Source organism: Sphaerisporangium rubeum (genome assembly GCF_014207705.1).
GTDB lineage: Bacteria > Actinomycetota > Actinomycetes > Streptosporangiales > Streptosporangiaceae > Sphaerisporangium > Sphaerisporangium rubeum.
In genome coordinates, this window is record NZ_JACHIU010000001.1 from 5,704,858 (window position 1) to 5,719,879 (window position 15,022).

The following is a 15,022-nucleotide window of genomic DNA, read 5'->3' on the forward strand; positions in this document are numbered from 1 at the left end:
TTACTTCATGGGTCCCCGGCGACCCCCACACGTGCTTGTCGTTCAAGCTCGCTTCACGCGTGCCTGACGTGCTGCCGCGATGGACGTGCCCTTGGAGGGCCGCCGAGGACCTCCAGACGTAACCCCTCGAAAGGTACTTGATGAGACAGAGACGGAAGTTCTCACTCACCGGCGGGGCCGCCCTGATCGCGGCCATGCTGATGGTCGTACTCCTGCCGAGTTCGGCGTCGGCCCACGGCGCGATGATGATCCCGGGCAGCCGCACCTACCTGTGCTGGCTGGACAGCGTCGGCTCCAACGGCGCGGCCAACCCCACCAACCCCGCCTGTCAGGCCGCCGTGGCCCAGAGCGGCACCAACTCGATCTACAACTGGTTCGCCGTGCTGCGTTCCGACGGCGCCGGCCGCATGAGCGGCTTCATCCCCGACGGCAAGCTGTGCAGCGGCGGCGCGGTCGTGTACGACTTCAGCGGTTACGACCTGGCCCGCAACGACTGGCCGGTGACCCACCTGACCTCCGGGGCCAACATCCAGTTCCGGTACAACAAGTGGGCCGCGCACCCCGGCACGTTCCGCACCTACATCACCAAGGACTCCTGGAGCCCGACCCGCTCGCTGGCCTGGAGCGACCTCGAGTCCACGCCGTTCTACGCCGCGACCGACCCGCCGAGCGTCGGCAACGTCGGCACCGTGGACGGCTACTACTACTGGAACGCGCGTCTGCCGAGCGGTAAGAGCGGCCGTCACATCATCTACTCGGTGTGGCAGCGCTCCGACAGCAACGAGACCTTCTACAACTGCTCCGACGTCGTCTTCGACGGCGGCAACGGCGAGGTCACCGGCATCCGCGGCACCGGCCCCAACCCGACGCCGACCGTGACCCCGACCGTCACCCCCACGGCCACCCCGACCGCGACGCCGACCGCGACGCCGACCGTCACCCCGACCAGCGGCCCCGGCGGCTGCTCGGCCACCTACAAGACCATCAGCTCGTGGGGTAACGGCTACCAGGGTGAGGTCACCGTCCGCAACACCGGCAACAGCTCCATCAGCGGCTGGACCGCGCGCTGGAACCTCAACTCCGGCACGACGATCAACAGCCTCTGGAACGGCAACTACACCCTGAGCGGCACCGCCATCACGGTGAAGAACGCTCCGCACAACGGCAGCCTCGGCGCCGGCGCCACCACGACCTTCGGGTACGTGGCGCAGGGCACCGCCGGCACGCCGACCCTCACCTGCACCAGCCCCTGACGCTCACCATCGGTGAGCCGACGGGGTCGTGAGTGACTCCCGGGCGGCACCCGGCTCCGGCATCGACCGGAGCCGGGTGCCGCCCGATCCACGTCCGGAGGCGGTGTCCACCTAGGTCCACCTGCGTCCACCTGCGTCCACCTGCGTCCACCTGGGTCCACGGCGGTGTTCACGGCGGTGTTCACGGCGGTGTCCACGGGGACACGGTGAGTGGCGCGTGAATTCCCGATGAAGTGACGGTGGAGTGCCTGCGGTCCCGCACCGCGGTCGGGTTCGCTTGGCGGCATGAGCCCGACTCCGGACCGCGCCGGCGCGCGTTCCTGGCCCGACGTGGACGCCGTCGGCCCCGCGGTGAGCGAACCCGTGATCGCCTACGGCAAGACCGAGCGCACCCCGGCCGGTGAGCTGCCGCACGAAGGCAACCGCGTGCCGGACATCGTGGCGCTGGACCCGCGCACGCTCGTGGTGGCCTGGCGCGCCGGGGTGGCCGACTCCCGCGACCCCTCGCCGGGTGACCAGGGGTCCATCCTGTTCGCGCGGTCCGCCGACGGCGGCAGGACGTGGCGCACCGGCACACTGGCCGCGGCCACCGCCACGCACCGCTACCACTACGTGATCTTCCTGAACGACGGCGGCACGCTGTACGCGCTGCTCGGCCGGATCACCGTCGCCGAGGACCGTGACGCGAGCGGCCAGGTCAACGGCTTCCCCGTCACGCTGACCGCCAAGCGGAGCGTGGACGCGGGACGCACATGGTCGGACTTCCCCGTCAGCGTGGACGTCCCCGCCAACCGTGCCGGGGTGGTGCTCGCCGGCAAGCCCCTGTGGCACGACGGCCTGTGGTTGCTGCCCTACTGGCGCGACGCCGGCGGCGTGACCCGGTGCGGTGTGCTGCGCTCGGCCGGCCTGTCCCGGTGGACCTCCGGAGCGCTCGCCGCCAACCCTCCCGGCGTGCGGGCCGAGGAGCCGCAACTCGTCGTCTCGCAGGACGACCCCGGCACGCTGCTCATGGTGGCCCGCACGCTCGACCTCACCGGCGGTTCCTCGGCGGAGCAGAAGGACGCCTACTACCGGGCCAACCCCGTCCACGCCGCGGTCACCACCAGCACCGACGGCGGCCTCACCTGGGCCCCGATGACCCTCGACAGGGAACTGCCGAACTACTACGTCAAGCCGTTCTTCGCCAAGGACGCCGAGGGCCGCTACCTCACGATCTACAACACGCTCGCCGGGCCGTTCACCGGGTCCGCGCCGGCCAAGCCCGACCAGTACCGGGAGGTGCTGTGCTACAAGCTCAAGCGTCCCGGCGCTCCGTGGGGCCCCGGCCGGCTGTTCGCCGACGGCACGCGCCTCACCAAAGGCAACGCGCGCGGTTGGGACGTCTACGCCAGCGCCGACGAGTACGAACCCGGCCGTTTCCATGTCACCTGGGAGCACAACCAGATCAACATCAAGGTCGCGCGGCTGGACGTCTCCGACGCCTTCACCGGTGTCGGCCCCGGCTTCGGCGACCTGCGCGGCTGGACGGTGACCCCCGGCGGCGGCACCGCGGCGGCCGGCGCGGCGGGAAGCCTGCGCCTGGCGAACGCCGGACCGGCCGCCGTCGGAGGCGCGGCGGGCTTCTCGGGGGTGACGCACCCCTACGGCCCCTCCGGCGGTTTCCTGCTCACCGTGCGCGCGCGGGTCACCGCGTACTCGCGGCTGGACCCCGCCACCGGCGCCGGCGCCACGCTCGCCGTCAAGGTCGCCACCGGGGCCCGCCGGCTGATGCTGGCGTTCCAGCAGGACGGCGTGTACTCGTTCGTGCAGGGCACCGCCGGCTGGACCCGGGTGCACACCCGGCCGGGTGACACGGCCGTCCATGTGTGGCAGGTGTCGGTCGGCGGCGACGGCGCCGCGGCCCTGTACCTCGACGGCGCCGAGACCGCCGCGCGGTGGACCGTCGCGTCGTCACCTGACACCCCGCAGGTGGCGGTGTGGAGCTCCGGCACCGGCGCGGCCCCCGCCGCGGCCGTCGTGGAGCGGTTCGAGGTGGCCGACAACGTCGCGAGCAGCACCTGGGACACCTTCGGCGACTGGACGCTCGACCGCTCCGGCGGCGCCGCCGAGGTCGAGGACGGCCGGTTGCGGCTGCGCAGCATCGGCCGCACCGCCGCGCGCGCGTCACTCGGGCTGGACGTCGCCGAGGGCTGCGACTTCACCCTGGAGTTCCGCGGCTCCGTGCTGGACGACAGCGCGCTGAACCCCGCCGACGGCGACGGCGTCAGCCTCGGCACCAAGGTCGCCAACGGCTACATGCGGCTCATGCTGACGGTGCAGAAATCCGGGGTGTGGACCATCAAGAAGGGTTCGTCCACCTGGGAGAAGGTCTACTCCTCCCCCACCGCCGGCGCGCCGTCCACCTGGCACGTGCGGGTGGACAGCGCCGGCGTGGCCCGCCTGCGGCGCGACGGGACCGACACCGGCGCCACCTGGACCGTGCAGAACAGCAGGGAGAGCCCGCAGATCACCCACTGGGTGACCGGGACCCCCGGCGGCAACGCGGCCGAGGCCCTGGTCGAGTGGACCAGGGTCACGGCCACGCGAGGTTCGTCGGCGCAGGACGCGGGGGTCGGCCCCGAGACGGTGTGACAGGCGGAGGGTGATGAACTCGTCGTCCTCCGGCTTGCCGGGGTGCGGCCGGAGGAGAACGGGACGTCGTCGTCCGGCTCCGGCACCGGATGACCCGCCGGTGCCGGGCCGATGGCACCCGATGACCTTCCCCTGCGGGGCCGCCGGTCATGACGGATCTCTCTACCGCATAGGGTGACCAGCGGTTTTACCGAGACACCGATGTACGAGCCACACCGCTTCGACTACTATATGTAGTCATCTGCATGCTGCGGGTAGCGGGGTGGTGTGTTGGCGGAGCGCTGGTGCGACTGGCGGGTGGTGCTTCGCGTCCTGGTGTCGGCCGCCGTCGTCCTGCTGCTCCTGCATGGTCTCGGAGCGCACACCTCACTCGGCGCCGCGCTGCCGGTGCCGGCGGACGCGGCGCCTGGGGACGGCTCGGGGCCGGCGTCCGACCACGACGGCTGCCCCGAGCAGGGTGAGCAGACCGGCGAGGCGGGCTGCGTACGGCCGCCGTCGCAGCAGTGCCGCGACCACTGCCGGCGGTCTTGCGGCCGTGCGTCGGCCGGCGAGCCGGGTTCAGCCGGCCGCGCCGCCATCAGGTCCACCGGGTCCACCGGGGCCACGGGGTCCCCCGGCCGCCGCTCGGAGTCGCTGCTTTCGGTCTTCCGCTGCTGAGGAGCAGGCGCCACATCGGGTCCTGCCTTCCTTTTCGTCCTCAGCACGAAGGAGTCCTCCGTCATGCAGTCGTTGATCGACCATGCCCGCACGTTCCACCAAAGACTCAGCGGCGACCGGGAGCGGACGGCCGTCCCCGGGGAGGGGGTCTCCCCTCAGGCCATGTTCATCACCTGCTCCGACGCGCACGTCATCCCCTCGCTGATCACCGGGGCCAGGCCCGGTGAGCTGGTGGAGCTGCGCACCGCCGGCAACGTCATCCCGCCGTACCGCATCGGCCGCCTCACCGCCGAGGCGGCCACCATCGAGTACGCCGTCAACATCCTCGGCGTCGAGGATGTCATCGTCTGCGGCCACACCCGCTGCGGCGCCGTGCAGGGCCGCGTACGCTCCTGGACGCTGCGCTCGGCGCCGACCACCCGCTGGTGGCTGCTGCAGACCCACCGCTGGCGCGAGTGGCCCGGCTGCGGCGACGAGGACCCCGGCCGCAGCCACCTGGTCGCGCAACTCGACAAGCTGCGCCGCTACCCGCGCGTCGCCAGACGCCTCGCCTCGGGCCGTCTGCGCCTGCACGGCTGGTTCTACCAGGTCGACACCGGGGAGGTCTCCAACTACCGGCCCGACACCGGTTCCTTCACCCCGTTGTGAGGCCCACGGGGACCGTGCACGTCCACGAGACCGTGCGTGTCCGAGGGGCCCGGGGACCGCGTGCGTCCAGGGCCCGGGGACATGCGTTTCCGTGACTCGACAGCAGGCCGACGAGTTCTTACACTTCGACATATGAAGAGTCGTTCAACTGTTGTGGCGCTGGACCCCGCCACCTGTCCGGCGCCGGTCGTGGACGCCGAGCGGGTCTCGGCGGTGCGGCGCAGCCTGCCGGCCGAGGAGACGGTGCAGGACCTCGCGCAGGTGTTCGGCCTTCTCGCCGACCCGGGCCGGCTGCGCATGATGGCCGCGCTCCTCGAAGGCGGCGAGATGTGCGTCTGTGATCTCGCCGCCGCCACAGGGCAGAGCATGTCGGGGGCCTCGCACGCGCTGCGGCTGCTGCGCATGCGCCGCGTCGTGAAGGTCCGCAGGTCCGGCCGCATGGCCTACTACAGCCTCGCCGACGGCCACGTCCGCATGCTGTTCGACCTGGCCATCACGCACGCGCGCCACGCCGAGGAGGACCGGTCCGATGGGTGAGACCGGCGTGGACCACGGCCGCCGGTCGTGGAACCCGTTCAGAGGCGGCCCGAGAGCCGGTCGCGGCGCGGGTCACGGACACGGCGGTGCGGGTCACGGACACGGGGTCTCGGCGGGGGCCGACCGGCGGTACCTGCTCGGCGCGCTGGCGCTGATCGTCGGGTTCATGGCGGCCGAGGTGGTCGTCGGCGTCGTCGCGCGGTCGCTGGCGCTGATCTCCGACGCGGGCCACATGCTGACCGACGCCGTCGCCATCGCGTTCGCGCTGATCGCGATGCGCATCGCGCAGCGTCCGCCGCAAGGCGGGTTCACCTACGGGCTCAAGCGGGCCGAGATCGTGTCCGCGCAGATCAACGGCATCACCCTGCTGCTGCTCAGCGTGTTCTTCGTCTACGAGGGGATCAGCCGCCTAATCTCCCCGCCGCAGGTGCAGGCCGTCTACGTGGTGGTCACCGGCCTCGCGGGGATCGTGGTCAACATCGGGGCCACCTGGCTGCTGAGCCGCGCCGACCGGTCCAGCCTCAACGTCGAAGGCGCGTTCCAGCACGTGCTCAACGACCTGTACGCGTTCCTCGCCACCACCGCCGCGGGTGCGGTCATCTGGGTGACCGGGTGGAACCGCGCCGACGCGCTGGCCGCGCTCGTGGTGGCGGGGCTCATGCTCAAGGCGGGGTGGGGCCTGGTGCGCGACTCGGGCCGGGTCTTCATGGAGGCCGCACCCGCCGGCATGAACCCCGCCGAGATCGGCAGGCGCACGGCGGCGCTCGACCAGGTCGTCGAGGTGCACGACCTGCACATCTGGGAGGTCACCTCCGGGTACGCGGCGCTGTCGGCGCACGTCCTCGTCGCACCCGGCGCCGACTGCCACGCCGTGCGCGTGCGGGCCGAGCGCATGTTCCACGACGAGTACGGCATCGGTCACACCACCCTCCAGGTGGACCACGCCACACCGGAGCTGCTCACCATCGGCCGCGACGAGGGCCACTGCGCCGACCCGCACGGCCCGGTGCACCGCGCCGGCCCCGGCGAGCACGCCGGGGAGTGATCCGGGCCGCGCCGTGCGGCACCGGACTCCACCGAGAGGTGCGCGAGCACCACTTCGGCCGTACCGTGCACCTCCGCGACGCAGATCTTCCACCCCGCGGGTTCCCGCCGGCGGCGCATCAGGCGATTTCCGGGAATCGGGCCGATGAGTAGGCGATAATTCACCCACGGTAGCCACGGCCGGAGGCGGCACGCCGAGATCGCGTCGGCGGTCGGTCCCGATCCCCCGGCCGCACGGGCCGACATGTCGTTCGTCGATGACGCAGGGGGTCCGGTGGCGCACGCGACGGGATCGGAGCCGCGGACGGGTGGTCTGCGCCGTCCGCGGCCATGGGCCCCGCATCTGAGTGGGGTCGCCGCCGTCCTCCTCGACGAGGAGGGCCGGGTCACGCAGTGGGGTGGGGCCGCGGCGTGGCTGTTCGCACGGCCTCCCGAGCGGGCCGTCGGCCGCCATCTCGCCGAGCTGCTGCCAGGCGCGCGCGCCGAGACCGTGCTGCGCGCCGTGGCGGACGCTGTCGGCGGCACGCCTGGCAGCGACCTGCTGCAGGTGGAGTCCGGGGACGGCCGAGCGCGTGAGATCGCCTTCACGTGGGAGCCGCTGCACCGGCCGGGGCCGTGGGGTGCGGTGCTGGTCACCGCGGCCGCCACGGCGCAGGCCCGTGAGACGGCGGGGCCAGGCGCCGAGCGTCTCGCGCTGCTCCACGAGCTGAGCACCAGGGCCGGCGCCACGCTCGACCCGCTGCGCGTCGCCGAGGACGCCGTGAGCGTCGCGGTGCCCCGGTTCGCCGACTCGGCGGGGCTGTACGTCGCCGAGGGCCTGCTGCGGGACGAGACCTACCCCGACCACGCCGACGGCTCCCTGGCGCTGCGGCGGCTCGCGCTGCGTCTCACCCCGCGCGAGCTCCAGGTCACCGGCTGGCCGACGGCCTTCCCCTCCGGCGAGATCGTCCGCTACTACGCGCGGCACCCGGCGCACCGCTGCATGGCGACCGGCCGGCCGGTCGTCTACACCGTGGAGGAGCTCGACCCCGCCGAGGCCGGCCGCATCGCCGGTGTCCTCGGCGGCGCGAGGCCCGGGCTGCTGGACGAGACCACGTTCCTCGCCGTGCCGCTGACGGCGCGCGGCATGGTGCTCGGTTTCCTGTCGTTCATCCGGGGCCCCGGCCGTCCGCGGTTCGCCGGCGACGACATCAAGCTCGCCGAGGACGTCGCGGGCCGGGTCGCGGTGTGCCTGGACAACGCGCGCCTGTACAGCCGTGAGCGGCGCACCGCGCGGGCCCTGCAGCAGAACCTCGCGCCGCAGTCGTTCCACGTGCCGCCGGGCCTTGAGGTCGCGCACCGCTACCTGCCGGTGAGCGCGATGACGGTCGGCGGCGACTGGTACGACGTGATCTCGCTGTCGGACACCCGGGTGGCGCTCGTGGTGGGGGACGCAATGGGCCACGGCGCGGTCGCGGCCGGGGCCATGACGCAGTTGCGCGCGTCGGTCCGCACGCTGGCGGGGTTCGACCTGCCGCCGGACGAGGTGCTGCGCCGGCTCGACCTCATGGCCGGCGACCTGGACGCCATCCAGTGCGCGACCTGCCTGTACGCGGTCATCGACCTGCCGGCCCGCACGTGCGCGCTGTCGCGCGCGGGTCACCCGCCGCCGATCCTGGTCCACCCCGACGGCACCGCGACCGTGCTCGACCTGCCGGCCGGTCTCGCGCTCGGTGTCGGCGACCCCGAGCACTCCCTGGTGTTCGAGACGACCCACGTCACCGTCCCGGCCGGCGCCACGCTGGCGCTGTACACCGACGGGCTGGTCGAGAGCCGCGAGCAGGACATCGACACCGGCATCGCCACGCTGCGCGACCACCTGCGGTCACCGGGTCCCACGCTGGACGCGACCTGCGCCGCCGTCATCGACGCGCTTCCCGTTCAGTACGACGACGTGGCGCTGCTGCTGGCCCGCGTGGCCCGGTGAGGCGCGCTCAGAAGGACGTCTTGCTCAGCCAGCGGCCGAGCAGGCCGGTGTCGCCGAACACCTGGTAGCGAGGGTCGCCGGGCCGCACGCGGCCGTACAGCAGGAGCAGCAGGTCGCTCGCCGTGCCGCGCACGGCGACGTCGCCTTTGCCGTGGCCGTGGGTCCAGCTCATGCCGCCGGGCTCGGCCGTGACCATCCATTCGCCGCCGTCCGTGTCGGTGGCGTGGAAGTGCAGCGTGCCGGTGTCGTCCAGGTCGGCGAGCGCCGTGAAGGACCGGCCGGCCGCGGCGAGGTTGCCGAGGAACTCGTCCACCCCGTCGGCCGCGACGGCGGCCTCGACCCGGGGTTCCGCGCCGAGCGCGAACTCGGCGTCGGCGCGGTGCACGGCCGTCTCGAACAGCATGCGCCGGGACCAGAAGGCCGCGCCGTGTCCACCTCCCCACGACCAGATCGGCGCGTCGAGCGGCGCCGTGCGCAGGGTGTCCACCAGGGCCGCGCCGCCGTCGGCGATCCACCGGGGGTAGTCCGCGGGGTCGCCGGGGACGCCGGCGGGGACCTGACGCGGCGGCACCGGTTCCGCCGACCGGTTGCGCACCATGTGCTCGGCCCACCGGTGTGCGATGCCGACGTGTTTGAGCAGCTTGGCGACCGTCCAGCCGGGGCACGTCGGCACCTGCGCCGCCGGGTCGGCCGAGGCCGCGACGGCGGCGAAGCGGTGGAGTTCGGCTTCGAGTTCGGTGCAGTGGTCCTGGTGCGTCCGGCTCATGGGTTCCGATCGTAGATCCAGCCGGGCCGTACCGGAACGAGGCGTGCGGCCGGACATTGACTGGCGATCCGGACAGATGTACGTTCGCGTTAATTAAAAGGAAAGCTTCTTAAAAATTAAGTCTCTGACGCGGGACCACGTCCCGTACACGACGTCCTGAACGACCCCCCATCTCAACCCAGCCAGACGGACGTGGAGCAGCACATGAAGAGAAGATTCCTCGCGAGGTTCCTCGCGGCGGCGGCGACGTTGCTGATGCCGCTCGGCGCGGTGGTGGCGATGGCGCCAGGCGCGCTCGGCGCGGTCACCGTGCCGGTACGCGCCAACGCGGGCGGGCCCGCGTTCACCGACGGATCAGGGAACTCGTGGGTGGCCGACAAGGCCTACAGCAGCGGGAACTGGGGCTACGACACCTCGTACGGCACCGGGTCCACCGGCGGCGCCATCGCCGGCACGACCGACGACGCGCTGTACCAGAACTACAACACCTTCAACGGGTGGACCGGCTACAAGTTCGACGTGGCCAACGGCACCTACCAGGTGACGCTGAAGATGGTCGAGGACTGGGCCAACGCCGCGGGCCAGCGGCGCTTCGACGTGCGGGCCGAGGGCACGACGGTGCTCACGGCGTTCGACATCTTCGCCTCCTGCGGCGCGCTGACCGCCTGCGACCGCACGTTCTCGGTGACGGTGAGCGACGGCCAGCTCAACCTGCAGTTCAACATGAACGGCGGCGCCAACTACGCCACCGTGTCGGCCGTCGCGGTGACCGGCGGCAGCGGCGGCGGCGACACCACGGCGCCGAGCACGCCGGGGAACCTGCGCTCCACGGCGACCACGTCCTCCAGTGTGTCACTGGCCTGGAACGCCTCAACCGACAACGTCGGCGTCACCGGCTACAACGTCTACCGAGGCTCCACCCTCGTCACCACCGTCACCGGCACCACCTACACCGACAGCGGCCTGAGCGCCTCCACCACCTACACCTACACCGTGCGGGCCCGCGACGCGGCCGGGAACCTGTCGGCCGCGAGCAACCAGATCAGCGCGACCACGCAGAGCACCGGCGGCGGCGACACCACGGCGCCGAGCACGCCGGGAAGCCTGCGCTCCACGGCGACCACGTCCTCCAGCGTGTCACTGGCCTGGAACGCCTCCACCGACAACGTCGGCGTCACCGGCTACAACGTCTACCGAGGCGGCACGCTCGTCACCACCGTCACCGGCACGACGTACACCGACAGCGGCCTGAGCGCCTCCACCACCTACACCTACACCGTGCGGGCCCGCGACGCGGCCGGGAACCTGTCGGCCGCGAGCAACCAGATCAGCGCGACCACGCAGAACGGCGGGGGTGGCGGCGGCAACAAGCTGCTCGGCTACTTCGTCCAGTGGGGGGTGTACCAGCGCGCCTACCACGTCAAGAACATCGACACCAGCGGCTCGGCGGCCAAGCTCGGCTACATCAACTACGCCTTCGGCAACGTGACCAACGGACAGTGCGTCATCGGCGACTCCTACGCCGACTACGACCGCGCCTACAGCGCGGCCGAGAGCGTGGACGGCGTGGCCGACACCTGGGACGCCGGAGCGCTGCGCGGCAGCTTCAACCAGCTGCGCAAGCTCAAGGCCAAGTACCCGGGGATCAAGGTCCTGTGGTCGTTCGGCGGCTGGACCTGGTCCGGCGGCTTCGCGCAGGCGGCGGCCAACCCCACGGCGTTCGCCAACTCCTGCTACAACCTCGTGGAGGACCCGCGCTGGGCCGACGTGTTCGACGGCATCGACATCGACTGGGAGTACCCGAACGCCTGCGGTCTCAGCTGTGACAGCAGCGGCTCGGCGGCGTTCCGCAACCTGATGTCGGCGCTGCGCACACGGTTCGGCCAGAACTACCTGGTCACCGCGGCCATCACCGCCGACGGCTCCAACGGCGGCAAGATCGACGCGGCCGACTACGGCGGCGCCGCGCAGTACGTCAATTGGTACAACGTCATGACCTACGACTACTTCGGCGCCTTCGCCCCGCAGGGCCCGACGGCCCCGCACTCGCCGCTGACGTCCTACACCGGCATCCCGCAGGCCGGGTTCAACTCCGACGCGGCGATCCAGAAGCTCAAGAGCAAGGGTGTGCCGGCGAGCAAGCTGCTGCTCGGCATCGGGTTCTACGGACGCGGCTGGACCGGCGTCACGCAGAGCACGCCGGGTGGCTCGGCGACCGGTGCGGCGCCTGGCACGTACGAGGCGGGGATCGAGGACTACAAGGTGCTCAAGACCCGTTGCCCCGCCACCGGCACCGTCGCGGGGACCGCGTACGCGTACTGCGGCAACCAGTGGTGGAGCTACGACACGCCGAGCACCATCGGCGGCAAGATGAGCTACAGCCGTGACCAGGGCCTCGGCGGCGCGTTCTTCTGGGAACTGTCCGGCGACACCACCGGCGGCGAGCTGATCACGGCCATGAAGAACGGCCTCGGCTGACGCCATGGCAGGCGCGGGGAGCCGGGGCTCGTCCCGGCTCCCCGTTCGTGTGTCCGATTCACGCGTCCGAAGGGCCTCGTGGACGCGCGCCGGACGGTGGACGAGCAGCGGGTGACCGTGACGGTCACGCGAGAACAGGGTGGCGGACGCCTACCAGTCCTGGGACAGACCCGACATCCGGCGCAGATACTCGTCCTCGTCGATCTCACCGGCCGCGTAGCGCCGCCTGAGGATCTCCTTGGGGTCGTTCGTGGGGGCCGGTGCGGCGCGGCGTGCCGGTATCCACGTGCGGACCAGGATGAGGACGCAGCTCAGGATCACGATGATCCCGATGAGTGCCAGCAGAACCTTCACTACATCCTCCACTTCCCCGCGTACCGCAGCCTATCCCGCCGGACGCCGATCGTCTCCGGCGGCGAGGTCAGGGCCGCGGTCGTCCACAGGCTAGGCGTCCGGCGCGACAAGCGGGCCCGCGAGCATGCAGAATCTTCCCCGGACCTTCGACGTCCTCGATATGAAGGCGGGCCAGCAATCGTGACGACCTCCATCCACCAGCAGATCGCCGGCGAGCTCGGCGTGCGTGAGCGGCAGGTGCGGGCCGCCGTCGAGCTCCTCGACGGCGGCGCCACCGTGCCGTTCATCGCTCGCTACCGCAAGGAGGCGACCGAGATGCTCGACGACACGCAGTTGCGTGCGCTCGAGGAGCGGTTGCGCTACCTGCGTGAGCTGGAGGACCGGCGCGCCGCGATCCTGGAGTCGATCCGTTCGCAGGGCAAGCTCGACGACGCGCTGGAAGCGCAGATCATGGCGGCCGACTCCAAGGCGCGCCTTGAGGACATCTACCTGCCGTACAAGCCGAAGCGCCGCACCAAGGCCATGATCGCGCGGGAGGCGGGCCTTGAGCCGCTGGCCGACGGCCTGCTGGCGGACCCCTCGCGCGACCCGATGGCCGCCGCCGCCATGTTCGTGGACGCAGAAAAGGGAGTGGCCGACGCCGCCGCGGCGCTCGAAGGCGCGCGGGCCATCCTGATCGAGCGGTTCGCCGAGGACGCCGACCTCATCGGCGAGCTGCGCGAGCGCATGTGGACGCGCGGCCGGGTGGTGTCCAAGGTCCGTGACGGCAAGGAGGAGTCGGGGGCCAAGTTCTCCGACTACTTCGACTTCGCCGAGCCGTTCACCAAGCTGCCGTCCCACCGCGTGCTCGCGCTGTTCCGCGGCGAGAAGGAAGAGACGCTCACCGTCACGCTGGAGCCCGAGCAGGAGCCCGTCGAGGGCCCCACGGGGTACGAGACGCGCATCGCGCAGCGGTTCGGCGTCGCCGACCGCGGCAGGCCGGCGGACCGGTGGCTGCTCGACACCGTGCGGTGGGCCTGGCGCACCCGCGTGCTCGTGCACCTCGGCATCGACCTGCGCATGCGGCTGTGGCAGGCCGCCGAGGACGAAGCGGTGCGGGTCTTCGCCGCCAACCTGCGCGACCTGCTGCTCGCCGCTCCGGCCGGCACGCGCGCGACCATGGGCCTGGACCCGGGGCTGCGCACCGGCGTGAAGGTCGCCGTGGTCGACGCCACCGGCAAGGTCGTCGCCACCGCCACGATCTACCCGCACGAGCCGCGGCGGCGCTGGGACGAGTCCGTCGAGGTCCTGGCCCGGCTGGCGCGCGAGCACGGCGTGGAGCTGATCGCCATCGGCAACGGCACCGCGTCCCGCGAGACCGACAAGCTCGCGGCCGACCTCATCAAGCGCCACCCCGATCTGTCCCTCACCAAGATCGTGGTGTCGGAGGCCGGCGCGTCGGTCTACTCGGCGTCGCCGTACGCCGCGCAGGAGCTGCCTGAGCTCGACGTGTCGCTGCGCGGCGCGGTCTCCATCGCGAGGCGCCTGCAGGACCCGCTGGCCGAGCTTGTCAAGATCGACCCCAAGTCCATCGGCGTCGGCCAGTACCAGCACGACGTGGCCGAGACCAAGCTGTCCCGTTCGCTCGACGCCGTCGTCGAGGACTGCGTGAACGCCGTCGGCGTGGACGTCAACACCGCCTCGGCCCCGCTGCTGACCCGGGTCTCCGGCATCGGCTCCGGCCTCGCCGAGAACATCGTGCTCCACCGCGACGCCAACGGCCCGTTCCGCACGCGGCGCGCGCTCAAGGACGTGCCGCGGCTCGGGCCGAAGGCGTTCGAGCAGTGCGCGGGGTTCCTGCGCATCCCCGGCGGCGACGACCCGCTGGACGCCTCCAGCGTGCACCCGGAGTCCTACCCGGTGGTCCACCGCATCCTGGCCGGCACCGGAGGTCAGCTTCGTGAGCTGATCGGCAACGGCGCGGTGCTGCGTTCGCTCAGGCCGTCGGACTTCGCCGACGACACCTTCGGCCTGCCGACCGTCACCGACATCCTCAAGGAACTGGAGAAGCCCGGCCGCGACCCCCGTCCGGCGTTCCGCGCCGCCACGTTCAAGGAAGGCGTCGACAAGATCTCCGACCTGGAGCCCGGCATGCTCCTTGAGGGGGTCGTCACCAACGTCGCGGCGTTCGGCGCGTTCGTGGACGTCGGCGTCCACCAGGACGGCCTGGTGCACGTCTCGGCGATGTCCGACCGTTTCGTGAAGGACCCGCGCGAGGTCGTCAAGCCCGGTGACATCGTCCGCGTGAAGGTCCTCGACGTCGACATCCCCCGCAAGCGCATCTCCCTCACCCTGCGCCTGGACGACGACACCAAGCCCGCAGGCGGCGGCCCCCGCGCCGGCCGTGCCGACGACGGCCAGCGCCGCGGCGACCGCCGCTCCGGCGGGCCGCAGCGGCGCGGCGGCGGTGGCCGTCCCGCCAGGCAGGACCCGCCGCCGAGCGGCGCTCTGGCCGAGGCCCTGCGCAAGGCCGGCCTGGACAAGGGCCCGCGCTGACGTGCCGGTGCGCCGCACCCCGGCCGGCCGCGACAAGGGCCTCAGCCGAGGCCGGCCGTGCGCCGCACCCAGGCCGGGTGTGGCGCACGGCCGGGTGTGGCGCACGGCCGGGTGTGGCGCACGGCCGGGTGTGGCGCACGGCCGGGTGTGGCG

The 15,022-nt window shown here is 72.0% G+C and carries 11 protein-coding genes; 9 read left to right on the forward strand and 2 right to left on the reverse strand.

Going from position 1 to position 15,022, the window contains the following annotated elements; translation table 11 throughout:
* The first annotated feature begins 140 nt into the window (after positions 1-140).
* The 7 genes from BJ992_RS24210 (at position 141) to BJ992_RS24240 (ending at position 8,736) form a co-directional block, all read left to right on the forward strand.
* On the forward strand, positions 141-1,253 hold the full coding sequence (locus tag BJ992_RS24210) for a lytic polysaccharide monooxygenase auxiliary activity family 9 protein (RefSeq protein ID WP_184984730.1): 1,113 nt from the start codon (positions 141-143) through the stop codon (positions 1,251-1,253).
* A gap of 285 nt (positions 1,254-1,538) precedes the next feature.
* Complete coding sequence (locus tag BJ992_RS24215; protein WP_184984732.1) at positions 1,539-3,884, forward strand: sialidase family protein; 2,346 nt, start codon at positions 1,539-1,541, stop codon at positions 3,882-3,884.
* A gap of 270 nt (positions 3,885-4,154) precedes the next feature.
* Complete coding sequence (locus BJ992_RS24220; protein ID WP_184984734.1) at positions 4,155-4,541, forward strand: hypothetical protein; 387 nt, start codon at positions 4,155-4,157, stop codon at positions 4,539-4,541.
* A 63-nt stretch (positions 4,542-4,604) separates the two neighbouring features.
* Positions 4,605-5,189, forward strand: a complete 585-nt coding sequence (locus BJ992_RS24225; protein ID WP_184984737.1) for a carbonic anhydrase — start codon at positions 4,605-4,607, stop codon at positions 5,187-5,189.
* Positions 5,190-5,321: 132 nt separating this feature from the next.
* Positions 5,322-5,726: an ArsR/SmtB family transcription factor gene (locus BJ992_RS24230; RefSeq protein ID WP_184984739.1), complete on the forward strand. Its 405-nt coding sequence runs from the start codon at positions 5,322-5,324 to the stop codon at positions 5,724-5,726.
* Positions 5,719-6,771: a cation diffusion facilitator family transporter gene (locus BJ992_RS24235; protein WP_184984741.1), complete on the forward strand. Its 1,053-nt coding sequence runs from the start codon at positions 5,719-5,721 to the stop codon at positions 6,769-6,771. Before BJ992_RS24230 ends, BJ992_RS24235 begins: the two co-directional genes overlap by 8 nt.
* Before the next feature lie 273 nt (positions 6,772-7,044).
* Positions 7,045-8,736: a SpoIIE family protein phosphatase gene (locus tag BJ992_RS24240; protein ID WP_184984743.1), complete on the forward strand. Its 1,692-nt coding sequence runs from the start codon at positions 7,045-7,047 to the stop codon at positions 8,734-8,736.
* Between the two features lie 7 nt (positions 8,737-8,743).
* Here BJ992_RS24240 and BJ992_RS24245 read toward each other — a convergent pair whose 3' ends face one another.
* Positions 8,744-9,502: a maleylpyruvate isomerase family mycothiol-dependent enzyme gene (locus BJ992_RS24245; protein ID WP_184984745.1), complete on the reverse strand. Its 759-nt coding sequence runs from the start codon at positions 9,500-9,502 to the stop codon at positions 8,744-8,746.
* Between the two features lie 204 nt (positions 9,503-9,706).
* Between BJ992_RS24245 and BJ992_RS33240 the strand changes: the two genes are divergently transcribed.
* Complete coding sequence (locus tag BJ992_RS33240) at positions 9,707-11,980, forward strand: glycosyl hydrolase family 18 protein (protein WP_184984747.1); 2,274 nt, start codon at positions 9,707-9,709, stop codon at positions 11,978-11,980.
* Between the two features lie 150 nt (positions 11,981-12,130).
* Here BJ992_RS33240 and BJ992_RS24255 read toward each other — a convergent pair whose 3' ends face one another.
* Entirely contained in the window at positions 12,131-12,334 is a 204-nt protein-coding gene (locus tag BJ992_RS24255; RefSeq protein WP_221474955.1) for an SHOCT domain-containing protein, read from the reverse strand.
* Positions 12,335-12,514: 180 nt separating this feature from the next.
* Between BJ992_RS24255 and BJ992_RS24260 the strand changes: the two genes are divergently transcribed.
* On the forward strand, positions 12,515-14,869 hold the full coding sequence (locus BJ992_RS24260) for a Tex-like N-terminal domain-containing protein (RefSeq protein WP_184984751.1): 2,355 nt from the start codon (positions 12,515-12,517) through the stop codon (positions 14,867-14,869).
* Positions 14,870-15,022 lie beyond the last annotated feature (153 nt).